Annotated in this window: 20 protein-coding genes and 12 pseudogenes; 26 read left to right on the top strand and 6 right to left on the bottom strand. The window is 47.9% G+C overall.

Going from position 1 to position 22,729, the window contains the following annotated elements; all coding sequences use genetic code 11:
- Nucleotides 1-58: 58 nt before the first annotated feature.
- The 7 genes and pseudogenes from QUE34_RS26960 to QUE34_RS26930 form a co-directional block, all read left to right on the top strand.
- Nucleotides 59-637 (top strand): recombinase family protein, encoded by a 579-nt coding sequence (locus tag QUE34_RS26960; protein WP_000136193.1) that lies wholly within the window; start codon nt 59-61, stop codon nt 635-637.
- Between the two features lie 22 nt (nt 638-659).
- A pseudogene (locus tag QUE34_RS26955) lies at nt 660-891 on the top strand (arylsulfatase regulator).
- Between the two features lie 580 nt (nt 892-1,471).
- Nucleotides 1,472-2,383 (top strand): group II intron reverse transcriptase/maturase, encoded by a 912-nt coding sequence (gene ltrA / locus QUE34_RS26945; RefSeq protein ID WP_001355314.1) that lies wholly within the window; start codon nt 1,472-1,474, stop codon nt 2,381-2,383.
- Nucleotides 2,374-2,715 (top strand): group II intron maturase-specific domain-containing protein, encoded by a 342-nt coding sequence (locus QUE34_RS28745; protein WP_001355313.1) that lies wholly within the window; start codon nt 2,374-2,376, stop codon nt 2,713-2,715. The genes ltrA and QUE34_RS28745 overlap by 10 nt, the downstream gene beginning before the upstream one ends.
- Before the next feature lie 164 nt (nt 2,716-2,879).
- On the top strand, nt 2,880-3,161 hold the full coding sequence (locus tag QUE34_RS26940; RefSeq protein ID WP_024166187.1) for a type II toxin-antitoxin system RelE/ParE family toxin: 282 nt from the start codon (nt 2,880-2,882) through the stop codon (nt 3,159-3,161).
- Between the two features lie 8 nt (nt 3,162-3,169).
- Nucleotides 3,170-3,451, top strand: a complete 282-nt coding sequence (locus QUE34_RS26935) for a HigA family addiction module antitoxin (protein WP_001081196.1) — start codon at nt 3,170-3,172, stop codon at nt 3,449-3,451.
- 164 nt (nt 3,452-3,615) lie between these two features.
- Nucleotides 3,616-3,699 (top strand): annotated as a pseudogene (locus QUE34_RS26930) (hypothetical protein); the annotation flags it as partial.
- Here the strand turns inward: QUE34_RS26930 and QUE34_RS26925 are convergent.
- Both QUE34_RS26925 and QUE34_RS26920 read right to left on the bottom strand, forming a co-directional pair.
- Nucleotides 3,694-4,353: pseudogene (locus QUE34_RS26925) on the bottom strand (helix-turn-helix domain-containing protein); the annotation flags it as partial. The pseudogenes QUE34_RS26930 and QUE34_RS26925 sit on opposite strands and share 6 nt — an antisense overlap.
- A 152-nt stretch (nt 4,354-4,505) precedes the next feature.
- A pseudogene (locus QUE34_RS26920) lies at nt 4,506-5,440 on the bottom strand (IS3 family transposase); the annotation flags it as partial.
- A gap of 72 nt (nt 5,441-5,512) precedes the next feature.
- Here QUE34_RS26920 and QUE34_RS26915 point away from each other — a divergent pair.
- Nucleotides 5,513-6,517: an IS110 family RNA-guided transposase gene (locus QUE34_RS26915; protein WP_001179711.1), complete on the top strand. Its 1,005-nt coding sequence runs from the start codon at nt 5,513-5,515 to the stop codon at nt 6,515-6,517.
- 267 nt (nt 6,518-6,784) lie between these two features.
- Here the strand turns inward: QUE34_RS26915 and QUE34_RS26910 are convergent.
- A pseudogene (locus tag QUE34_RS26910) lies at nt 6,785-7,061 on the bottom strand (transposase); the annotation flags it as partial.
- Nucleotides 7,062-7,554: 493 nt separating this feature from the next.
- Between QUE34_RS26910 and QUE34_RS26905 the strand changes: the two are divergent.
- Entirely contained in the window at nt 7,555-9,042 is a 1,488-nt protein-coding gene (locus QUE34_RS26905; protein WP_001355308.1) for a PhoPQ-activated protein PqaA family protein, read from the top strand.
- Between the two features lie 3 nt (nt 9,043-9,045).
- On the opposite strand, the pseudogene QUE34_RS26900 reads toward QUE34_RS26905, so the two are convergent.
- A pseudogene (locus tag QUE34_RS26900) lies at nt 9,046-9,573 on the bottom strand (L-lactate permease); the annotation flags it as partial.
- A gap of 350 nt (nt 9,574-9,923) precedes the next feature.
- Here QUE34_RS26900 and QUE34_RS26895 point away from each other — a divergent pair.
- Both QUE34_RS26895 and QUE34_RS26890 read left to right on the top strand, forming a co-directional pair.
- Nucleotides 9,924-10,133, top strand: coding sequence for a hypothetical protein (locus QUE34_RS26895; RefSeq protein WP_136752748.1), 210 nt, complete (start codon nt 9,924-9,926; stop codon nt 10,131-10,133).
- Nucleotides 10,130-10,294, top strand: a pseudogene (locus QUE34_RS26890) (IS256 family transposase); the annotation flags it as partial. The gene QUE34_RS26895 and the pseudogene QUE34_RS26890, both read left to right, overlap by 4 nt.
- A gap of 92 nt (nt 10,295-10,386) precedes the next feature.
- Here the strand turns inward: QUE34_RS26890 and uilS are convergent.
- On the bottom strand, nt 10,387-11,247 hold the full coding sequence (gene uilS, locus QUE34_RS26885) for a UilS family quorum-quenching N-acyl-homoserine lactonase (protein ID WP_000704517.1): 861 nt from the start codon (nt 11,245-11,247) through the stop codon (nt 10,387-10,389).
- Between the two features lie 49 nt (nt 11,248-11,296).
- A pseudogene (locus QUE34_RS26880) lies at nt 11,297-11,485 on the bottom strand (TraX family protein); the annotation flags it as partial.
- Nucleotides 11,486-11,613: 128 nt separating this feature from the next.
- Between QUE34_RS26880 and QUE34_RS26875 the strand changes: the two are divergent.
- The 15 genes and pseudogenes from QUE34_RS26875 to QUE34_RS26805 form a co-directional block, all read left to right on the top strand.
- Nucleotides 11,614-11,814, top strand: a pseudogene (locus QUE34_RS26875) (CPBP family glutamic-type intramembrane protease); the annotation flags it as partial.
- 92 nt (nt 11,815-11,906) lie between these two features.
- Nucleotides 11,907-12,164 carry a type II toxin-antitoxin system antitoxin PemI gene (pemI, locus tag QUE34_RS26870; protein ID WP_000557618.1) on the top strand — a complete coding sequence of 86 codons (258 nt, stop codon included), beginning with the start codon at nt 11,907-11,909 and terminating at the stop codon, nt 12,162-12,164.
- A gap of 1 nt (nt 12,165) precedes the next feature.
- Nucleotides 12,166-12,498 (top strand): type II toxin-antitoxin system toxin endoribonuclease PemK-mt, encoded by a 333-nt coding sequence (pemK-mt, locus tag QUE34_RS26865; RefSeq protein WP_000439433.1) that lies wholly within the window; start codon nt 12,166-12,168, stop codon nt 12,496-12,498.
- Nucleotides 12,499-12,616: 118 nt separating this feature from the next.
- Nucleotides 12,617-12,899: pseudogene (locus tag QUE34_RS26860) on the top strand (CopG family ribbon-helix-helix protein).
- 230 nt (nt 12,900-13,129) lie between these two features.
- The gene (locus QUE34_RS26855) at nt 13,130-13,639 is read left to right on the top strand and encodes a hypothetical protein (RefSeq protein WP_000348340.1); all 510 of its coding nucleotides are present in this window, start codon (nt 13,130-13,132) and stop codon (nt 13,637-13,639) included.
- A 588-nt stretch (nt 13,640-14,227) separates the two neighbouring features.
- Nucleotides 14,228-14,848, top strand: a complete 621-nt coding sequence (locus QUE34_RS26850; RefSeq protein WP_000269722.1) for a hypothetical protein — start codon at nt 14,228-14,230, stop codon at nt 14,846-14,848.
- A gap of 171 nt (nt 14,849-15,019) precedes the next feature.
- A pseudogene (locus QUE34_RS26845) lies at nt 15,020-15,823 on the top strand (IS256-like element IS1414 family transposase); the annotation flags it as partial.
- A gap of 79 nt (nt 15,824-15,902) precedes the next feature.
- A protein-coding gene (locus QUE34_RS26840) for an IS3 family transposase (protein WP_097638450.1) occupies nt 15,903-17,013 on the top strand; the annotation gives its coding sequence in 2 pieces (ribosomal slippage) (nt 15,903-16,156 and nt 16,155-17,013; 1,113 coding nt in all).
- A 519-nt stretch (nt 17,014-17,532) separates the two neighbouring features.
- Nucleotides 17,533-18,552 (top strand): IS110 family RNA-guided transposase, encoded by a 1,020-nt coding sequence (locus QUE34_RS26835; RefSeq protein WP_024262278.1) that lies wholly within the window; start codon nt 17,533-17,535, stop codon nt 18,550-18,552.
- Nucleotides 18,553-18,827: 275 nt separating this feature from the next.
- Entirely contained in the window at nt 18,828-19,079 is a 252-nt protein-coding gene (locus tag QUE34_RS26830; RefSeq protein ID WP_000121742.1) for a type II toxin-antitoxin system Phd/YefM family antitoxin, read from the top strand.
- The gene (locus QUE34_RS26825; RefSeq protein ID WP_000220564.1) at nt 19,069-19,350 is read left to right on the top strand and encodes a type II toxin-antitoxin system RelE family toxin; all 282 of its coding nucleotides are present in this window, start codon (nt 19,069-19,071) and stop codon (nt 19,348-19,350) included. The genes QUE34_RS26830 and QUE34_RS26825 overlap by 11 nt, the downstream gene beginning before the upstream one ends.
- A gap of 483 nt (nt 19,351-19,833) precedes the next feature.
- Nucleotides 19,834-20,046, top strand: a pseudogene (locus tag QUE34_RS26820) (IS256 family transposase); the annotation flags it as partial.
- 55 nt (nt 20,047-20,101) lie between these two features.
- Nucleotides 20,102-20,779, top strand: coding sequence for an IS66-like element accessory protein TnpA (tnpA, locus tag QUE34_RS26815; protein WP_001339397.1), 678 nt, complete (start codon nt 20,102-20,104; stop codon nt 20,777-20,779).
- Nucleotides 20,779-21,126, top strand: a complete 348-nt coding sequence (tnpB, locus tag QUE34_RS26810) for an IS66 family insertion sequence element accessory protein TnpB (protein WP_000624622.1) — start codon at nt 20,779-20,781, stop codon at nt 21,124-21,126. Before tnpA ends, tnpB begins: the two co-directional genes overlap by 1 nt.
- 19 nt (nt 21,127-21,145) lie before the next feature.
- Nucleotides 21,146-22,717: an IS66-like element ISCro1 family transposase gene (locus QUE34_RS26805; protein ID WP_000381395.1), complete on the top strand. Its 1,572-nt coding sequence runs from the start codon at nt 21,146-21,148 to the stop codon at nt 22,715-22,717.
- Nucleotides 22,718-22,729 lie beyond the last annotated feature (12 nt).

The following is a 22,729-nucleotide window of genomic DNA, read 5'->3' as shown; positions in this document are numbered from 1 at the left end:
TGTCTCATATAACTGGTACGGTATCAATCTCTTCCATGGCCCCTTAAACGTACATATTATGACTGAAATACGGATTGGTTATGCCCGTTGTTTCACTGATAAACAGGATTTGACCGCCCAACAGGAGGCTCTGATAAAACTGGGGGTCTCTCCGGAGCGGATTTACATTGACAAAGGGCTGACAGGAGCAAACCGTCAGAGGCCCGGTCTGGAGCAGGCTCTGGCTGCTGTACGCCAGGGAGACACGCTGGTTGTACCGAAACTTGATTGTTTGGCGCGTTCGGTACCTGATGCCAAGGAAATAGCCGATACATTACAGGCCAGGGGAGTGAAACTGGCATTGGGTACCACCCTCTATGATCCTGGGGACCCGATGGGGAAGATGTTTTTTAACGTTCTGGCAACCTTTGCCGAATTTGAGAGTGAGCTGATACGTCTTCGCACACGGGAAGGTATGGCAATTGCACGGGCAAAGGGAAAGTTGCGGGGGAAGCAGCCAAAACTATCAGATAAACAACAAAAAGAGCTTTGCCGGATGCATGAAACCGGGCAGTACTCAATCAGCGATCTGGCTGAATTATTTTCCGTTTCACGTCCAACAGTCTACCGGACACTTTTGCGAGGAAAAAATGATTGATTTGACAGCAGAACAACGATAACTGACAAAAATAGTTCATGATTATGCCAGTCGGTTCCCACTGACAGCAGATGGTGATGCTCAATTATTGCAAGGTTGTTATGACTACATGGATGCCTTTAAACGGGTAATGGACAACGCCTCAAAAGTTCAGATGGCTGCAATACCCTGGGTATTTTCGGTTTGCGAAATGGATGGAACAACTTGCTCAGGGGATAGCGGATGGTGTTATTGAAGTCCCGAAGGACCGCTAAAAATCACAGGCCGGAAATTTCGGTGGTTCCGGCGTAGGTGTGCCACGAATGCATCCAGTGGCGTGATGTTGGATGCAATGCTGTATGAGAGATGAGGGGCGGCCCCTCGGAGGCGGCGTCCAGACGCAGCCTTCAAACCGCCTTGAGCTGCTGCCGTTAAGAGCGGTGGTGGTGAGCGTCAAGGTTAAAAGGCGCAGAACATGCGTCAGGTAGGTGTTGCGGAGATGAACGAAAGTGAACTGTCGATGAAGTGTCGAAAGGAACCTCTAGGCGATGTCGAAAATGTGCTATCTACGCAGCGCATGACGAGTCCAGCAGATATCTGGGTACTGGCTGGGCGGCATCCGGCATATAGGCAGCATGAACGCAACACAGGCTCTCGTACGGAACGTGGGAACCTGTCGTCTCGATGCCAAGGGAGCGGCGTGGAGCAGAGGCACTGCAAGCTCCTGAGTACAGATGCGAGACACAGGGGCAGATGGCCTCGTAGTAGTGAGGAAGTGCCTGTAATGGGCATGAAGCGAAGGGGGGCAGTCGTTGGGGCTGGTTTATCGGTCAACCGGATAGCCGGGAGGAGCCCATGAGTCAGCCAAAGCCGTTCGAGGTCTCTAAGTATGCGGTTTGGAAAGCATACCAGCGGGTCAAAGCTAATCGAGGTGCGGCAGGTGTCGATGGGCAGTCAGTCGAGGCGTTTGAGGAGAACCTGACAGGAAATCTCTACAAACTCTGGAACCGAATGGCCTCCGGCAGCTACATGCCGCCAGCAGTGCGGCGCGTCGAGATTCCAAAAGCGTCAGGCGGGGTACGACCGTTGGGTATACCCACGGTAGCAGACCGCATTGCGCAGATGGTCGTCAAAGATGCGTTGGAGCCGATACTGGAGCCGTGCTTTCATGCCTACTCCTATGGTTACCGACCACACAAATCCGCGCATGATGCGCTAGGCGTTGCCCGGCGACGATGCTGGCGTAATGACTGGGTACTGGACGTGGACATCAAGGGGTTCTTCGATAACCTCGATCACAAACTTCTGATGAAGGCGGTATGCAAGCACACCGATTGCAAATGGGTATTGCTCTATATCGAACGGTGGCTGACTGCGCCGGTACAAATGCCGGATGGGACGCTACTGGCAAGAGACAAAGGAACGCCGCAAGGTGGGGTCATTAGCCCGCTGCTGGCCAACCTGTTTCTGCATTATGCATTCGATGCCTGGATGGAGCGGGAATTCCCGAGCATCCGGTTTGAGCGATATGCCGATGACATCGTAATCCACTGTAAAAGTCTCGCGCAGGCAACTATGGTGCGGGACAAGCTCAAGCGTCGTCTGGCAGCTTGCCAGCTGGAACTGAGTCCGAGCAAGACCAAGATTGTCTACTGCAAGGATGGGATGGGAAGCGAACAGACGATTATCCTGAGATCAGTTTTGACTTCCTGGGCTATACGTTTCGCCCTCGGAAGACAAAAGCTGGCGACGGGTCAGTGTTCCTGAGTTTCCTGGCAGCCATAAGTGGCAAGGCGGCTAAGGCTATTCGTCAAACTGTGCGGGATTGGGAACTGCAACGGCGCACGCCTATTCCTCTTGGAGAAATAGCGCGCCGGATCAACCCCATTCTTCAGGGGTGGATAACCTATTACAGTCGCTTTTACCAATTGAAGTTATACCCGGTAATGGCGCAGGTTGACCTGCACTTGGCCAAGTGGATTGCCCGCAAACACAAGCGAGCGCGAGGTAGTCTGGTGCGTGCATTCGAGTGGTTACGGCGAATTCGTCACGACTGCCCGACGCTGTTTGCACACTGGTGCTTAGCTTACGATACTTGAATGATTCAACGACAAGAGCCGTATGACGCGAGAGTGTCACGTACGGTTCCGTGGGAGCGTAGGGGGCAGTTCCCCTGCGCCACCCGATAACCCCTTGATGGTTGCATTTTACGTTACGCCTGTGTAGTGTATACACACAGTTTGCGCGTATGGATGAAATTATTTTGATTAAGTCATTTCGCCATAAAGGGCTTGAACACTTTTTCAAGACAGGTTCAACCGCAGGCATTCAGGCCAAACATGCGGTTAAGCTACGCATTCAATTAACCGCCCTTAATATGGCTAAACGCCCAGACGATATGTCTGCACCAGGCTGGAAATTACACCCTCTGAAGGGAGCTGATCTTAAAGGCCATTGGGCTATATCTGTAAACGGTAACTGGCGACTTACCTTCCGATTTGAAGGTGAAGACGCAATTCTGGTTGACTATCAGGATTATCATTGAGGGAAACTATGAATCGTATGCATAATCCCGCGCACCCAGGCGCGGTTCTTCGTGAATATCTGGGAGAAATGTCAGTCACAGACGCTGCCACCGCATTAGGCATTACTCGCACGGCGCTTTCCCGGATTCTGAATGAAAAAGCTGGTATCTCTGCGGATATGGCGCTCCGCCTGGAATCCGCACTCGGAACTAGCGCCGAAATGTGGACTGGTATGCAATCTCAGTATGAGCTTTGGGTTGCTTCGCAAACCGCTCGCCCAAACATTCGCCCATTATTTCACCATGCCTGACATCCATTATAGGGGGCCGTCTGGCCCCCCTATAATGTTGTTGGTACTTAAGGATTGAGGCGAGTATGCAGCCCAAATCGTCATGCCGCCGGACTACACTGGAGCTGACACCGCAACGCTGGCTGAAATTGAACGGGTAAAGCGGCGCCTTGTAGGGGGATAAAATGAACTACGATGAAATAACGAAAATCACCGCTGAACGTATTAGCGACTACATGACCGAAGCAGTTAATACAGACTCTGAAGCTGAGTACACGATCATTCAGTAAGTCAGCCGCGGTAATCGGTGTTTTGGTGACGTAAAGTTTACAGTGAGCCACTTTCGAGTACGTATCAACGAACGTCTGCTGATTAATACGCCCGACACCTTTCAGGTTGCCTACATAGAACGTGTCCTGCGAACCCAGATATCCCGGATGAGTTGTTTCGATTTCGCCACAGGCCTCGTCATCACTGGCTTTACGCTCCAGTGCTGCGATCTGGCTGTCAGTTAGCTCAATACCATCACGGGCTACTTTTTCTTCCAGTGCTTTCAGACGTTTTTTGAAATTCTCAAGGTTATAGCGTAACCAGACAGAACGGACACCACTGCCGGAGATAAAAACGCCCTGTTTACGCAGCTCGTTGCTGGTCCGGTGCTGACCGTGTGCCGGGAAAGCGACGGCGTAATCAACAACAGCCTGTTCAGTTGCCTCATCGGTACGGTTCTTAAAGTTAGGAGCGCGGCGATTACGATGAATCAGCGCATCCACACCGCCTTCATCGGCCAGTTCGCGGTAACGATAAAACGTATCACGCGAAACGCCCATGATTTTACAGGCTTTTGATACGTTGCTGAGTTCTTCAGCCAGATTGAGCAAACCGGCTTTGTGTTTGATAACGGGATTGGTAGTATGAAGCATGAGAGTTACCTCGTGTTTTGTATAAGGATTCGACACCCATATCAAAACCGGTAACTCTCAACCTTTCAAGGCTCAGTGTCAGATCAAGTCGCGACTAATACAATTGATGTATATATGTCCTTGACCCACGATATTCAGACAGTCGTTGTATCTTAAGTTGACGTTACCCGCTGACGTCGATATTCCCTTGGTGAGAGATAACCTAACGCACTATGCGGATGGTTTTCATTGTAATGCTCGATCGCCACTGCAAGGTTATGCAATGCCGTTCTTACATTCGGTTTCGGCATGAACGCGATGTAGTCTTCTTTCATCATTTTCACGAACCTTTCTGCCATTCCATTGCTCTGAGGGCTACTGACTGCCGTCGTGCAGGGCTCCAGATTCAACTCCCTGGCGAACTGCCGTGTTTCATGAGCTGTATAAGCCGAACCGTTATCAGTCAGCCACTGGATTGGCCGTTCCGCTCCTTTATCGCCAAAGCGTTTTTCTATTGCTCCTGACATGACATCCTGCACCGTTGCTTTGTCATAACCTCCCGTGCCTGCTGCCCAGTCTATGGCTTCACGAGCGCAACAGTCCAGTGCGAACGTGACACGCAGTTTTGCGCCATCATCACAACCGAACTCAAAGCCATCGGAACACCAGCGCTGGTCGCTTTCCTTCACCGATATTCGGCCTTTATGTTCCCGCTGCGGTCGTGATGGTTTGTCATGTAACAACAACAGGCTATTTTCCCTCATTATCCGATAAACGCGCTTTGCATTCACGAACGGCAGTCCTTCGTTACGGGACTGTCGTCTGAGAATGGCCCAGACACGACGATAGCCATATGTCGGCATATCGCTGATGATATCAAGGATGCGTGCTACCACTTCCGCATCCGCAGCCTCATCACATCTGCGACAACGTTTATTCGGCTTATTACCAGATGTTTTCATCCGTTGTGCCAGTTGCGCACGCGACACGCCCAGAATACGGCTTACCAGGGTTATTCCTTGTCCGTTGGCAACAAGAGCGCATGCGCTATCCATTTTCGCGACTGACCATACTCCACCGCTTCTTTGAGGATCTCAACTTCCATGGTTAATGAGATGGTCCCCACCACCCTGTGAGCTGTACCCTGGTAGAGTGTTTTTCTTTCATGGAGAAGACCATCATGCAAAACATTACGCTTATTGGTATAGATCTTGGCAAGCATTCCTTTCACATTCACTGCCAAGATAAGTCAGGCAAGGTATTGCTGCGTAAAAAGTTTACCCGTACCAAACTTATTGAGTTTCTGGCAGGCTGTGCCTCGTCTACCGTTGTGATGGAAGCCTGCGCCGGAGCTCATTTTATGGCTCGCCGGATTGCTGATTTAGGTCATGAAGCAAAATTGATTTCTCCGCAGTTCGTTCGCCCTTTTGTTAAGAGCAACAAGAACGATTTTGTCGATGCAGAAGCCATATGCGAAGCGGCATCTCGTCCCTCCATGCGATTTGTGCAACCACGAACAGAAGCTCAGCAGGCCATGCGGGCGTTTCACCGGGTCAGGGAATCATTGGTCAGTGATAAAGTCAAAACGACCAATCAGATGCATGCTTTTTTGCTGGAATTTGGCATCAGTATGCCGACAGGCGTCGCAGTGGTAAAACGACTTTCAACAGTACTTGCAGAGAACGAACTTCCTCCCTATCTGGCGCAGTTACTGATGCGCTTACATGCCCATTATATTTATCTTGTCGGACAGATCACCGAGCTTGAAATCGCACTGGAGCAGGAACTGAGTCGTGATGAGGTAGGACAACGTCTTCAGACAATACCCGGTATTGGTCCGATAACCGCCAGCGTACTGTCATCGCAGCTGGGAGACGGTAAACAATATAGCTGCAGTCGGGACTTTGCTGCTTCAACCGGTCTGGTACCCCGGCAGTACAGCACAGGTGGTAAAAATACACTTTTAGGGATAAGTAAACGTGGAGATAAAAATCTGCGACGGTTACTCGTTCAGTGCGCAAGATCCTTTATTCAGAGAATCGAGAATCAGTCAGGAAGGTTGGCGGATTGGGTCAGGGCGTTGTTGGCAAGAAAACACTCCAGCATAGTATGTTGCGCACTGGCCAACAAATTAGCCCGGATAGCGTGGGCAATCACAACACAGCAGACTGTGTTCGAAAGGTAACGATGGCGCCAGTCTGGCTGGCAGGTTAATCATGAATTAAAGTAGTTCCCAATCTGGTTTTGCGAAGACTGATTATTGATGACATGAACGGCATATCGGCCTGATGAAAAGCCTCAGCAAGAAAATGGCTCACTGAAGCCGGATGGTTTTTTGGGCTCATCAGGTGCGGAACTCATCGAGGCGCGGGCATCCATGCCCATAATGACGCCGGATAGATTTAGGCAAGCCAACATCAATCAAAATCAGTGTTGCAAAAATGGTGGGGACCATAGATTTCTTACCCAGCAAGCGCTGTAACTCTTTTATTTGTTTTATAGCGGCAGCCAGTTCTGAGGCAGGAACGACATCCTCTCCGGCAGCAACAGCAGTGAGACTTCCTTCCAGATATTTTTTTCCACTTAAACAACAGGCTGGGCTGAATACCATGCAAACGCGCCACATGGGACACCGTCATACCGGGTTCCATTGTCTGCTGAATAATGGCGATTTTTTCCTGAGGAGTTTTACGTTTACGAAGCTCCTGCCCCAGCAAAATTCCAGTCATCTCAAAATTAGAACTAGTGTTAGACATATATCCAGGCCTATCTCTTATTTTAAGATACATCCACTGCCTGGCGTTTCAAGGGGCCGGTTCACTATTGATGTATATATTACTGGAGAGATATTATTTAATAACTTTGGATAAATAGTTTACTGGGATAATAATTCTGGACATTATAGAATATCAAAACAGGTATCTATGGTTAATATTCCATCTCCTGTTAAACGAATTTTACCAATATAATTAATTACGTAATATAACATTAATTAAGTGTAAGATGTTCACGTATAGGAATTTGAGATGCTAGCGATACCTCTGTCCGCACTAACGCTAGAGCAAGCATCAGTGCTATCGCCAGAGCATTTGACTCATCTCAGCAGGCTGTTATTCGTTTGCGTGGGCCGGAGCTTTACATGCAGCTATAAAGTTGATGATAATGCTGGTCATCAGCCTGCAATGAATGAGTTATTATTTACCATTTAAAAGGAGTTTAATAATGAATATAAGAAAATTATATATAGCAATGCTACTTATCTCGCCTGCATGCCTGGCTTTGTCTGCGGATGAACACAATAAAAATACCAGTCTGACGCATGTCATTTCTGATTACAGGATGTCACTTGCGGCACTTCCTCTTGATTATTCTCTGCAGGAAAAAAAACAGCTACCCGGCGTTATGCTGCAGAGGTATATCCTGAATTCACAGGCGTGGTCTCCACAGGGCATAGTCTATCCGGAATACTGGCAGAACGGGGTGGATATCTATATTCCTGATTCAGCCAGAGGAAAACATGCCCTTGTTGTTATCAATAACGGCAGCAATAATAATGGCTCAGGCAGTCCCGTGGCCCCCACAAACTTTAGCGAGGAAGAACTTTCACGTATTGCGGTTGCTACTCGAACTATTGTGATAGCTGTCAGTAACGTCCCTAATCAGGTACTCAGCTATCAGGGAGTGTCGACGCCTTTGGCTGAAGATCACAGCGTGGCATATTCCTGGAAACTGTTTATCGGAGATACACAGAAATACCAGAACGCGTCCCTTCATATCCCAATGGCAGCGTCGGTATCGCAAGCGTTCAGGCTGGCGAAGAAAGAACTGGCGCAACAGAATGTCACTAAGTTTATTGTCACCGGAGCCTCCAAGCGTGGCTGGGCCGCATGGCTGACTGCGCTGTCAGACCCAGATGTTGATGCCATTATTCCTGTTGCTTTTGACCTGCTGAATATAAAAAAATCGCTTGAACACATGTATCAGTCATACGGGAAAAACTGGCCAGTGGCTTTTTATCCGTATTATCAACAAAACATTGACCTGCAGATTGATACAGATGAATTTGCAAACCTGATGACGCTGGAAGACCCGCTTACTTATCTGAATACCGATATGGGCGACCGTCTGAAAATGGATAAATATATTATTAACGCCAGCGGTGATGATTTTTATGTCCCGGACAACAGTCATTTTTATTATGATCGGCTACCAGGACGGAAATCCCTGCGGGTAGTACCAAACTCCACACATTATGACATTCTGTCCGTTACGGAGCAGTCGCTGACCACTTTTGTTAACCGTTTTCAGAATGGGCAAAAGCTCCCTGAAATTACGGAAAAAATACAGAGCCGCGGAAACGGAAAAAAGGAGCTGGAAGTCAGCTTCTCAGAGAAGCCGGCAGCCGTTCTGCAGTGGACAGCTAGGAACCCGGTAGCAAGAGATTTTCGTTATGCCTGTGATGTTAAATACACCTCAGTTCCCGTCAGTCTGACTGGCGGCGATGATACACTCAGCATTCCACTGACGCCTCCCAACCGCGGGTGGCAAGCCACTTACATTGAAGCCACCTTCAGTGACGGGTATGTAGCCACAACACAGGTGTATATTACACCTGACGAGAAATATCCGGAAACAGCTCCTCCGTCAGCAGGAGCTACCTGTAAGACTCTTCCGGGGCGGGGACTGACCCCACAACCTGTGAAACAGTAATACCGCAACCACAACCGCAGACCAGGTTTCTTTAATACCGCGCCAGCCGTCCATAATCGCCATGATCCAGAACAGCACGATAATGGTCATAAACGGTAGCTGACGCCCCACCATCTGGCTAATCTCAAAGCTGTCGATGCCTGTGACCTGCCCGGCGACCAGAATCTGAATCCCCATCGCGCCAAATGCCACTGGCGCGGTGTTAACAATCAGGCACAGTCCGGCGGCGTACAGTGGTTTAAAGCCCGGACCGACCAGCAATGCGGCGGTAATTGCTACCGGTGCGCCAAAGCCTGCGGCTCCGTCAAGGAAAACGCCGAAACAGAAATCGACGATCAGCATTTGCAGGCGCTGGTCAGGGGGTATCGAAAGAATAGACGAGCGAATGATGTCAAACTGCCCGGTTTTCATCGTATCCTTTCAGTTTGAGCTTAATCAACGCAAAGAAAAAAACAGGATGGGAAGCGATGCTATCAGGCTGGAAAGCCAGATATTCCCGGCGGGATCGTAGTTTTGTTGCCAGAGATTCATTGCAGATCTCCTCGAACTCACACATCGTGCAGGAGTCTGTAGCTCGTTTTTGTCACACGCTGCGTAAACGTTATACAAAAAGTGTTTTCATGAGTAAGGTAATAAATTGTTATATATTGGAGATATTAATTTATGTTGTTGTGTTTTATTTGTGACTAAACATGTAAGAGCTTTATTGATTGGTAGGACCGCTTCCAGCGTCAGAATCCCAGATTTATTCTTTGAGATCCCGGCCAAGTGCTCAGGTTATCGGGCTTCCTCTTGTTGAGGATTACGGTCTTAATAACCAGACAAGGTTTGCTGCTGACTAACGTCTCCACCGGCCGGGTAGGCAGCCTGACGGCTGCGGTTTGTCATGGTCTGTAATTACCGTTATGGTTGCCGGAAACAAAAAGCTGGTCTTCTGGTTTGTACGTATCGATGACGAAGGGCATCCGGAAATCGCCCGCTGTACGGAGCGGGAATTTGCGACCATTCTTGCCGGTATCAGCGCCGGCGGCATGTTCTGCCCGGAGTGTGGCACCGTTCACTGGCCGGATGGTGTAACCCCGCCTTTCTGATGCAGCGTAAAGTGTTCCCGGCAGACGACTCGGTAAAAAAAGTAGGGTGGCTGGCAATCCAGTCTGCATCCCAGAAATGGAAGATGTCGTTGAAGGGCTGGTGTATGGCAATGAGCCGCTTGATTATCGAGTTCGGTGACCGCCTGGATGCTCACTTCTGAGAAAAGGTTTTTACACAGAATCCTGACAGACTCTTAGCGTGGGAAAATTTCCGAATTCCAGACGGTCCCCTTTAACGTAGTAGTACTGTCAATTAAATATATTTTTTAAACCATTGTGTCTGCACAGCTGCTACACGTTCAAAAAACGCGCCCTCATAAATATCATAATGGCATGCGTCAGCTTCCTCGTATAATTCCTTAGTACTAGAAGCAACAGCATCATATAATGCTCTTCCCTGTTCCGGCGGATTAACGTTATCCTGACCTGCAATAACAACCAAAACAGGGCACTGAACTCTGGCTGCACTCTCTGCCGGTTTATATTGCAACGTTTCCATGACAGTAAGGAAAGGTATTTTTATATCCATTTCGGGATGCTGGGCTTTGATTTTCTCGAAGAATACCTTCGATTCATCATCACTTAGGACCCGTGTAACCCCCACAAACATCTCTTTCCCGGTGTTTTTCTTCTTCTCTGCCATTTTATTCAGCGTGGACAGAAAAGAAGCTCTCTCCGATTCATTCATGTCTCCGGTAACCAGAACATCACCGTCAGCAAAAGCTAGCTGGCTGACAATACATTGTACGCGTTGATCCTGCGCAGCTGCACTGAACACATGACCCCCTCCCAGCGATGTACCCCATAACCCAATACGCTGATTATCAATACATGCCTGCTTTTCTGCCCAATTGATAACTGAAATAATATCTTCGGTCTGCATTGCAGGAACCAGACGGCCTCGTTCTCCCTCACTCTGACCGAATCCACGATAATCAAAAGTAATCGTTGCAAATCCTGCTTCTGTGAAGGCATTCGCAAAGCAAGGGAGCAGAACATTACGGATGCCACAAAATCCATGGCATAAGATAATCAAAGGATGTTTTATATTTCCTTCAGGAATACGAAATGTCAGGGCAATACCTTCAGAGAGTTTGTGATCCGTAATTTTCATAAATATCCTGTGTTATGTAGTTTATTAATAATCAGAATCAGCGTCAGTATCATACCAGCCACAACGCCAGAATTCCCAGCACAGCCAGATGACAGGTGTAGAATACTGTGAAAAAATCTCCGGAACAGAAACGGGTTAATAATTTCCCTGCACTGAACATCAGAGCAACGGTAAACACCGTCATCACAAGGCCGGCTTCCGTCGCCGCGTCACTGGAGGCAAAGTTAAGCACCGGAATATGCCGGATTGATTCCGGGATCTGAGATTGTGGCCACGTGTCGAACAATGGTCACCGGAAAAGATCTGACAGGCAGCCCCTTTAACGTGGGAAAATTTCCGAATTCCAAGCGGCCCCTTCAGTACTGCTGGTGCTGGACGATGTGGCTGGGGGCGCTGATAACGTCGTTGTTGTTCGTCGCCGCGCACCGCCAGTATCAGAACCTGCTGACACTGGCAGAACTGTTCCTAGTGGGGTTGATTACATCAGCGGCCAGGATCAGAAGTGGTGGCCTGCTGCTGGTATTGCTGCATATGGAAGCAACCACGCTGGTTTTACTGTTTGGTTGAAAGTTATATTTTTATTAAACATTGCGCGTTAAAGCCTGGTGTGTTTTTTTAGTGGATGTTATATTTAAATATAACTTTTATGGAGGTGAAGAATGCATACCACCCGACTGAAGAAGGTTGGCGGCTCAGTTATGCTGACCGTCCCACCGGCACTGCTGAATGCTCTGTCTCTGGGTACAGATAATGAAGTTGGCATGGTCATTGATAATGGCCGGCTGATTGTTGAGCCGCACAGACGTCCGCAATATTCACTGGCTGAGCTACTGGCACAGTGTGATCCGAATGCTGAAATATCAGCTGAAGAACGAGAATGGCTGGATGCACCGGCGACTGGTCAGGAGGAAATCTGACTTGGAAAGAGGGGAAATTTGGCTTGTCTCGCTTGATCCTACCGCAGGTCATGAGCAGCAGGGAACGCGGCCGGTGCTGATTGTCACACCGGCGGCCTTTAATCGTGTGACCCGCCTGCCTGTTGTTGTTCCCGTAACCAGCGGAGGCAATTTTGCCCGCACTGCCGGCTTTGCTGTGTCGTTGGATGGTGTTGGTATACATACCACAGGAGTTGTGCGTTGCGATCAACCCCGGACAATTGATATGAAAGCCCGAGGCGGAAAACGACTCGAACGGGTTCCTGAGACTATCATGAACGAAGTTCTTGGCCGCCTGTCCACAATTCTAACTTGAACATGGGGGTTGAGGGGGAACCGGACGAAAACGTACGATTTAGGGCACTAAAACCGCTGCTGGTCCCTCATTCAGTGACTGCCCTAGGGTTTTTCATGCTCTCCTGAAGGATGCTTTTATGGCCTCTGCAAAAAGCATGGACCGTAATGGCTCTCGGTTAATCCGGGATTTTATGCGCCAGACCGTTGAACGGCAGCATAATACCTGGTTCCGTGACCTGGTTGAGGCAGGGACGTCAGCAACTCGAACGCGGTGATGTCCTTTCCCATAATATGGTCGAATCCTCTGCTGCTGCATGGCGGGATGAAATAGCAACAAAAGTAATTACCGTGCATCTACCAGATGGCCCCCAAACTGGAACTCTCCCGGGGCTGGATTATCAAACAGGCTATTTTATATGATTTTCTGATGCCGACAAGTAAAATGGTTGCTGCTGGTTGAATATTATAGTGCTAAGGCTTTATAATTATAACGTAGTATTATTGTTAAAATAGATATATGAAAAATAAGCATTTTTATTGACTACTACACTGGTAACAATCTAAAATACATGAAATATACTGGTACAGTATTTTAATACAACGAAGGGATTGTTGAGAAAGTTCTAAAATTACAAAACTACAGGAGATTTATGGATTTTGTTTATAAAGTAAATATGAAGCATCAGTGGCGTCCGGGAATTGGTTGTTTTGTTGACCTGAACTGTGGGTGGTATTGTCAGGATGCACTGATTAACTGGTATTGTGAAAAATATAGTATACCTAGTACGATTTTAAAAGGGAAGTTCAAAAGAAATAGATTGGGGTATGGTTTTTCTCCTGAAGATAGTTGTTGTCATACAATTTTAATTCCCCCTAATATTAAAGATTATAAAAAGGCTCTACTAAAATATGGTCCAATTATTGCTTCTGGTAAACTAGGCCTGGCTGATTTTGGTTTTTTAGGAGGCGTTAATCACTATGTTCTGATCATTGGTGTTTCAACGAAAAATAATAAAATCATTATTCAAGACCCATTAAACATCAATAGTGGAAAATGGGAATGTTCAACACATAGCTCACATGATTTTCATAGAGTAATTGGAAGATTAAATGAGACACTGGTTATTAATCCATATACACTTAACCTCTATAGATCTTAGTTTCTTGTATTCCTCTGTTATCATGAAAAAATTTACCAGATTACGGTCATTATTTGATAGGCTGCTAATCGCTCTGAGAATTAACCATTGTCGTATTTAAAATAATTATATGGGAATATGTGTTGATGACAAAAATAATACCAACAGGTGAATGGTTGTTTGTTGTAACAACAGAAAACAATTGTAATGTAATTATGATAAGTCAAAATGATATTAATAAGTTACTTTTAAGCTCATCTTTTATTGGTATGGTTGGTATTTATCACTCAAGCCTAACCAGAAAACGAATTGAGTTGAAAGAGTGAAACAGAATGTACATAAAAGAAAGAGTAAGGATAGCTAATATATTTAACAGAAAGGGAGGGGATTATGTTATTGATATATATGTTTCTGAGTAAATATTATGTATGTCATAATGGATAGTGTAAGAAAACGGCGTAATTCACAGATAATATTCAATGATCCCTATTTGATTGGTGTTGATAAAATAATGTGGTGCTGGTTGCGTTGAATAACTTTTAATCTTCCGGTAGTTGAAAATTCTGTTATACAGAATAATATGTTGATAGATAAACAATAGGTGTAATTATGTGGAGTAAAGTATTTCTGTTGGTTTTAGATGATAGAGGTGCAGCTCTTAGAGACTCTGTGAAATCATACAGAAAAAGATATAATATAGATAGCAATAGAGAGGTGAATATTAGAAAAGTTATTGATAATGGAGGATGTACAGGTAAGGAGTTCTCAGATGTCACTATTGATGATAAATTAATTGTGATTGCACATGCTGATGCTAGATATTTAAGAGCCCAAAAGATTGGATTGATGTCTCCTTTTGAGTTTGTGGAACTATTGTCTATTTTAGGGCTAAAGGAAGTTGGTATCATTAGTTTTAAATGTTGCTATTTGGGTGCCAAATCTTACTTAGAAGATATAAAAAATGAACTATACTCTGATATTAAAATTGGCTACATGTCAGCCTATAAACGTTCTGCTGTAACTATATTCGGACATGAAGGTGTTGGATTTATTGATTCTATGATACGGTTAATATCTGCTGGCCTGCTGAAACTTCCTGACAGATGGCGGGTAAATTTTGTCAGAGGGAATACTCAAGCTCCAAGGTATTCAGGAAAAAGAGCACCTGGAGAGACTGTTTATGAACTGCCCCGGGAATCCAGGAGACTAAACGCCCTGAGAAGGAGGTAAACAAGATGAGTATGGGGGTGTACGTCGGAAACGCTGAAATTTCCGATACAGCGAATTTATTGATTTTGAAGCATGTTTGGCAGGTTTTGACGTGTAGGGGAGCCTGTACATAGATTTGTGTAATTGCCTGATTTTGATATGTTCAATCCAGCATCAAATGAAGGTTAATTTATGGACGACAAACAGTTACAGGCTCTGGCTAACGAACTGGCCAAAAACCTCAAAACCCCTGAAGACCTCAGTCAGTTTGATCGGCTGCTGAAAAAGCTCAGCGTTGAAGCCGCTCTCAATGCAGAGATGACACACCATCTTGGGTATGAGAAAAATCAGTCCAGACCAGGAGCTAACTCCCGCAACGGTTATTCCACAAAGACCGTTATCACAGGCGACGGTCCACTGGAACTGCGTACTCCGCGCGATCGTGACGGTACCTTCGAACCACAACTGGTAAAGAAAAATCAGACCCGTATTACCGGGATGGATAACCAGCTCCTCTCGTTGTATGCCAAAGGGATGACCACCCGTGAGATAGCCGCTGCGTTCAAAGAACTGTATGACGCAGATGTTTCACCGGCACTGATATCAAAGGTTACCGATGCCGTGATGGAGCAGGTTGTAGAATGGCAAAACCGACCACTGGATGCTGTTTACCCCATTGTTTATCTTGACTGTATCGTCCTGAAAGTTCGGCATGACAGTCGCGTCATCAACAAATCGGTGTTCCTGGCACTGGGCATCAATATCGAAGGTCAGAAAGAACTGCCAGGTATGTGGCTGGCCGAAAATGAAGGGGCGAAGTTCTGGCTCAATGTGCTGACTGAACTGAAAAACCGCGGTCTGAACGATATCCTCATCGCCTGTGTGGATGGCCTGAAAGGCTTCCCGGATGCCATCAACACAGTATATCCGAAGGCCCGCATCCAGTTATGCATCGTGCATATGGTGCGCAACAGCCTGCGCTTCGTGTCATGGAAGTGTAAGTATCCCGCATAATCGTGCCATTCATATTTAGAGATCATCCGGCATAATCAATCTGCTAACGAAGGAGATCGCTATGCGTAAAGCCCGTTTTACTGAGCATCAGATCATCGCTGTGATTAAGTCAGTTGAAGCCGGACGAACCGTTAAAGATGTCTGCCGGGAGGCCGGTATCTCTGAAGCGACCGACTACAACTGGAAGTCCAGATACGGCGGCATGGAAGCTTCTGATATTAAAAAAATAAAGGATCTTGAGGACGAGAACCGCCGTCTCAAACAGATGTTTGCTGACCTGAGTCTGGAAAACCGGGCGCTGAAAGACGTTATCGAAAAAAGCTTTAAAACCAGCCTTTAAGCGTGAGCTGGTCACTCATCTAATAACGACATTCGGACTCAGTATCCGTCAGGCCTGCCGGAGTCTGAACCTGAGCAGAACGGTTTACCATTACCGCCCGGATACCACGCGTGATGAACCCGTTATTGCCGCCCTGCAGGCTGCGGCTGAGCGATACCCACGATACGGCTTTCCGAAGCTTTTCCAGATTCTGCGACGGCAAGGATACCCGTGGAATCACAAAAGGATCCATCGTATTTATTGTCTGCTGAAGCTGAATTTTCGCCGTAAAGGCAAACAACGGTTTCCGGTGCGTAATCCCTCGCCACTGGCTACGCCAGAAGCGCTGAACCAGAGCTGGTCTGTCGATTTTATGCATGATGCGCTGGCCTGTGGCCGTCGTTTTCGCACGTTCAATGTCGTTGATGACTTTAATCGTGAGGCGTTATCGATTGAAATCGATCTGAATCTGCCAGCTCTGCGAGTGGTCCGTGTACTTGACAGGATCGCGGCAAACCGCGGTTATCCGGTCATGCTACGCATGGATAATGGTCCGGAATTTATCTCTCTGGCGCTGGCTGAATGGGCAGAGATACACGCAGTAAAAGTGGAGTTCATCCAGCCGGGTAAGCCGACGCAGAACGCTTTCATTGAGCGTTTTAACAGGACATACCGTACAGAAATACTCGATTTTTATCTGTTCAGAACGCTGAATGAAGTACAGGAAATTACGGAGAAATGGTTATCAGAATATAACTATGAACGCCCGCATGAATCACTGAACAATATGACACCGGAGGAATACCGACTTCACCATTATTTGGCCGGGTTCTCAAAAAATGCATGGAACTAAAACGGGTCTATTTACATAACCATGAGGAAAACATGTGAAATGGAAAAAATCGCTTAGAATGCGATACTGCACGTTTTAGAGGGTATTCACAAAACAATTGTTGCCTCGCGGAAGTTTTGATCAAGATTGAACTGCTATCTGGATCATGACAGCAGATCACAGCAACAAGGCCGTTAAAAAGCGTTGAACGGCGTTAACAGCCGTTAAGCTAGGACTGATTGCAACGAAATGGAGAAAATGTTCAGAACGGGATTCAAAGTGTTTTAAGGCGATGCCGGAAAGAGATATATCTCACCTGTTCTGATGTTTTTTTCAATGCAAGCGCTTTTAAGAGTGCTTTTAAAGATGCTATTATGACAATAAGACAAACGGAGAATGAGATGAACGCCTCCCACCATTAAATCCGGAGCACAAAGGTAGATGGCGAGAAAATACAGGAAGGTGTGGAGTTTCGCAGATTTCCGGCATCATAGTCCAATACGGGATGCATAAGACTCCCTCAGACTGGAGACTCAACAAATAAAATATACACCGGTTGGCGTTGATATCGCAAAACATCTGATTCAGGTTCACTTCATCAATGAGCACACAGGGGAAGTGGTGGATAAGCAACTACGCAGCAGAGATTTTCTGACGTTCTTTAGTAACCGCGAACCTTGCCTGATTGGCATGAAAGCCTGTGGAGGCTCTCAGCACTGGGCCCGGGAACTGACAAAACTGGGTCATAAAGTCCGGTTGTTGCAGGCCCGCTTCGTTAAGGCATTTGTCATGGGCAATAAGAATGATGTGATGGATGCCAGGGCTATCTGGATGGCAGTTCAGCAGCCAGGTAAAGAAATCGCCGTCAAAACAGAAGAACAGCAGTCAGTTCTTGTTCTGCACCGGACCCGCAGGCAACTGGTGAAGTTCCGGACCGCACAAATTAATGCCCTGCACGGGACGTTACTGGAGTTTGGTGAAAGCATTCACAAAGGTCGGGCAGCGATGGAGCGGGAGTTCCCTGAAGCACTGGAGCGGATGAAAGAAAGACTGCCACCGTATCTCATTACGGTGCTGGAAGACCAGTACAACAGACTGAGTGAGATGGACTCACTGATAGATGATATCGAAAAACAGCTTACCAGTGTGGCCAGGCAGAATGAAACCTGTAAGCGGTTGCTGGATATTCCCTGCATTGGACCACTTATTGCGACGGCAGCGGTGGCCACCATGGGGGAAGCATCTGCATTTAAATCAGGGCGAGAGTTCGCGGCTTATGTTGGTCTGGTGCCCAGACAGACTGGCTCAGGAGGAAAAATCCGCCTGCTGGGGATAAGTAAACGTGGTGATCCCTACCTCCGGACATTGTTTATCCACGGAGCAAGGGCGGCAGCATTACTGACCAGAGAACCAGGCCCGTGGATAACCGCACTGAAAAAATGTCGTCCGGCCAGTGTGGCAATCGTCGCAATGGCAAACAAGCTGGCACGAACAGTGTGGGCAATAGCTGCTCACGGACGTAAATACGACAAGAATCACGTCAGTATCAGACCATATTAATTGCTGAGACTGATAAACATCAAACCTTAAAAAGGGTGAATGCTGAAAGGTTGCTATGGCGGCCGATGTGATGACAACGACAGGTAAGACCGTGACCTGATAAACCTGAATAGGCCCATGGACATCAAGTCCGCACGGAGAATAAGGCTCAGGTCAGCGAATCTCATAGTGGCCCGCAGCTCTGGCTGCAATAAGGCCGGATACAGAGCTGCAACTACTCGTCGATGTCAGAACAACGGAAGCCTTGCAAACGGGGAGGCGTTCATACAGGGCTTATGAGTTATCAAATCCTGACAACCACAGCGGCCAGTATTACTGACCTAAAAAAAAATCCTATGGGAACCGTAGCTGAAGGTGAAGGGGACGCTGTTGCAATCCTGAACCGAAACGAACCGGCGTTCTATTGCGTTCCACCAAAACTTTACGCCTACTATCGGGAACTCGCTGAAGATGCTGAGTTAAACGCTGTTGCTGATGAGCGCATGAAAAAACCGGAAATTGTGAAGGTTAGCCTGGATGACCTATGAACTGGCTTTTGACCGCAGAGCACTGAAGGAATGGCAGAAACTCGGCCACACCATCCGTGAACAATTCAAAAAGAAACTGTCAGAACGGCTGGAAAATCCACGCGCACCTGCAGCCCGATTACATGGTCATGCTGATCGTTATAAAATCAAACTTCGTTCATCTGGCTACAGACTTGTATATCAAGTCATTGATGAGAAAGTCGTTTTACTCGTTATTGCCGTTGGAAGAAGAGAAAGCAGCGAAGTCTATCAGATCGCAGATTTGCGCTAAGATTAATTATCAAATGATTGACTCTTTTCTGTCAGAACGAGAGCATAAACATTTGCAACACCTGCAAATGTAGGTTAATAAAAACCAGAAAGGTAAACTGGTTCCTTTTCATCCATAGCTTAAAGTGGGCGGGAGGTTAAAAATGCAAAACTACGCTAAATCTGTAACCACAGAGATCTTACGTCAACTTGAACGACAGGAATTTAAACCCCGAAAAGATTAAAAAAACACCCCAAAATGGATGGTTATTCAACACAGCCAGAACGTCAAGTAATAAGTATTGTCAGCGCCAGTGATATAAGACGGTCAACGGTCAAACATCGTGGCGTTGACAGTATAACCAATTTAATTGCTGGCATTGATTGATTCAGGGTATCGATGGCGATTTTTCGCTCCATTTCCCCAAAAATGGAGCCTGTACATAGATTTGTGTAATTGCCTGATTTTGATATGTTCAATTCAACATCAAATGAAGGTTAAATTATGGATGACAAACAATTGCAGGCTCTGGCTAACGAACTGGCCAAAAATCTCAAAACCCCTGAAGATCTCAGTCAGTTCGATCGCCTGCTCAAGAAAATCAGTGTTGAGGCTGTTCTCAACGCTGAACTGACTCACCATCTGGGACATGAAAAAAATCAGCCCAAATCGGGAACCAATTCCCGATTTGGCTATTCCACGAAAACCGTCACCACTACGTAACCGGCTCATTTAAACCGTCTGGTCTGTTTCCTCCGGCTCTACAAAAATAATGTCCATCATTTTTAATGGACACTATCGTATGAAACACCGGACCTGGATCACTGAAGCTTTACGTCTTCACTTTGAAGAACATTTACCCCGGGTTGTGGCCGGGCGTCGCCTGGGTGTACCAAAATCAACAGTTTGTAGTATGTTCGTGCGCTTTCGGAGAGCTGGCCTTTCGTGGCCTTTGCCCGCAGGCATGTCGGAGCAGGAACTTGATGCCTGCCTTTACGGACAATTTTCCACGGTACCAGTCGTACGTCCTGAAAGCACCGTTATATCCGAAGCCCCCGTGGTAAAAAAACGTCCCCGGCGGCCCAACTTCCCTTATGAGTTTAAAATCGCCTTAGTGGAGCAGTCACTGCAGCCCGGAGCCTGTGTGGCGCAGATCGCCCGGGAAAACGGAATCAACGATAACCTGCTCTTCAACTGGCGCCATCAATACCGGAAAGGTGGCCTGCTGCCTTCCGGAAAAAATATGCCGGCACTGCTTCCCGTGACGTTAACGCCGGAGCCGGATAATAAAATCCCGGCCCCCGCACAGGAACCAGAGCAGATAAATACACCGTCCGACAGTCTGTGTTGTGAGCTGGTTCTGCCGGCCGGAACTCTCAGGCTTAAAGGTAAACTGACGCCGGCGTTATTACAGACACTTATCCGCGAAATAAAAGGGAGCAGCCACTGATGATATCTCTCCCTGCAGGTTCGCGTATCTGGCTGGTTGCAGGTATCACCGATATGCGAAATGGCTTTAACGGCCTGGCATCAAAAGTTCAGAACGTCCTGAAGGATGACCCGTTCTCCGGACACCTGTTCATCTTCCGCGGACGCCGGGGTGACCAGATAAAAGTGTTGTGGGCTGACAGTGACGGACTGTGCCTCTTCACCAAACGCCTGGAGCGGGGCCGCTTCGTCTGGCCAGTCACCCGTGACGGCAAGGTGCACCTTACTCCGGCTCAGTTATCCATGCTTCTTGAAGGTATCAACTGGAAGCACCCGAAACGAACGGAACGCGCTGGAATCCGCATATAACCCGTTGTAAAGTGAGGATATGGACACCTCACTTGCTCATGAGAACGCCCGCCTGCGGGCACTGTTGCAGACGCAACAGGACACCATCCGCCAGATGGCTGAATACAACCGCCTGCTCTCACAGCGGGTGGCGGCTTATGCTTCCGAAATCAACCGGCTGAAGGCGCTGGTTGCGAAACTGCAACGTATGCAGTTCGGTAAAAGCTCAGAAAAACTTCGTGCAAAAACCGAACGGCAGATACAGGAAGCACAGGAGCGAATCAGCGCACTTCAGGAAGAAATGGCGGAAACGCTGGGTGAGCAATATGACCCGGTACTGCCATCCGCCCTGCGCCAGTCTTCAGCCCGTAAACCGTTACCGGCCTCACTTCCCCGTGAAACCCGGGTTATCCGGCCGGAAGAGGAATGCTGTCCTGCCTGTGGTGGTGAACTCAGTTCTCTGGGATGTGATGTGTCAGAGCAACTGGAGCTTATCAGCAGCGCCTTTAAGGTTATCGAAACACAACGTCCGAAACAGGCCTGTTGCCGGTGCGACCATATCGTGCAGGCACCAGTACCTTCAAAACCCATTGCACGCAGTTATGCCGGAGCGGGGCTTCTGGCCCATGTTGTCACCGGGAAATATGCAGACCATCTGCCGTTATACCGCCAGTCAGAAATATACCGTCGTCAGGGAGTGGAGCTGAGCCGTGCCACACTGGGGCGCTGGACAGGTGCTGTTGCTGAACTGCTGGAGCCGCTGTATGACGTCCTGCGCCAGTATGTGCTGATGCCCGGTAAAGTCCATGCTGATGATATCCCCGTCCCGGTCCAGGAGCCGGGCAGCGGTAAAACCCGGACAGCCCGGCTGTGGGTCTACGTCCGTGATGACCGTAACGCCGGTTCACAGATGCCCCCGGCGGTCTGGTTCGCGTACAGTCCGGACCGGAAAGGTATCCATCCACAAAATCACCTGGCCGGTTACAGCGGTGTGCTTCAGGCCGATGCTTACGGTGGTTACCGGGCGTTATACGAATCCGGCAGAATAACGGAAGCCGCGTGTATGGCTCATGCCCGGAGAAAAATCCACGATGTGCATGCAAGAGCGCCCACCTACATCACCACGGAAGCCCTGCAGCGTATCGGTGAACTGTATGCCATCGAGGCAGAGGTCCGGGGCTGTTCAGCAGAACAGCGTCTGGCGGCAAGAAAAGCCAGAGCCGCGCCACTGATGCAGTCACTGTATGACTGGATACAGCAACAGATGAAAACACTGTCGCGTCACTCAGATACGGCAAAAGCGTTCGCATACCTGCTGAAACAGTGGGATGCACTGAACGTGTACTGCAGTAATGGCTGGGTGGAAATCGACAACAACATCGCAGAGAACGCCTTACGGGGAGTGGCCGTAGGCCGGAAAAACTGGATGTTCGCGGGTTCCGACAGCGGTGGTGAACATGCGGCGGTGTTGTACTCGCTGATCGGCACATGCCGTCTGAACAATGTGGAGCCAGAAAAGTGGCTGCGTTACGTCATTGAACATATCCAGGACTGGCCGGCAAACCGGGTACGCGATCTGTTGCCCTGGAAAGTTGATCTGAGCTCTCAGTAAATATCAATACGG

The sequence above is a fragment of the Escherichia sp. KS167_9B genome (assembly GCF_030295215.1).
Classification (GTDB): Bacteria; Pseudomonadota; Gammaproteobacteria; order Enterobacterales; family Enterobacteriaceae; genus Escherichia; species Escherichia coli_F.
This window is presented reverse-complemented; position numbering and strand designations above follow the sequence as displayed.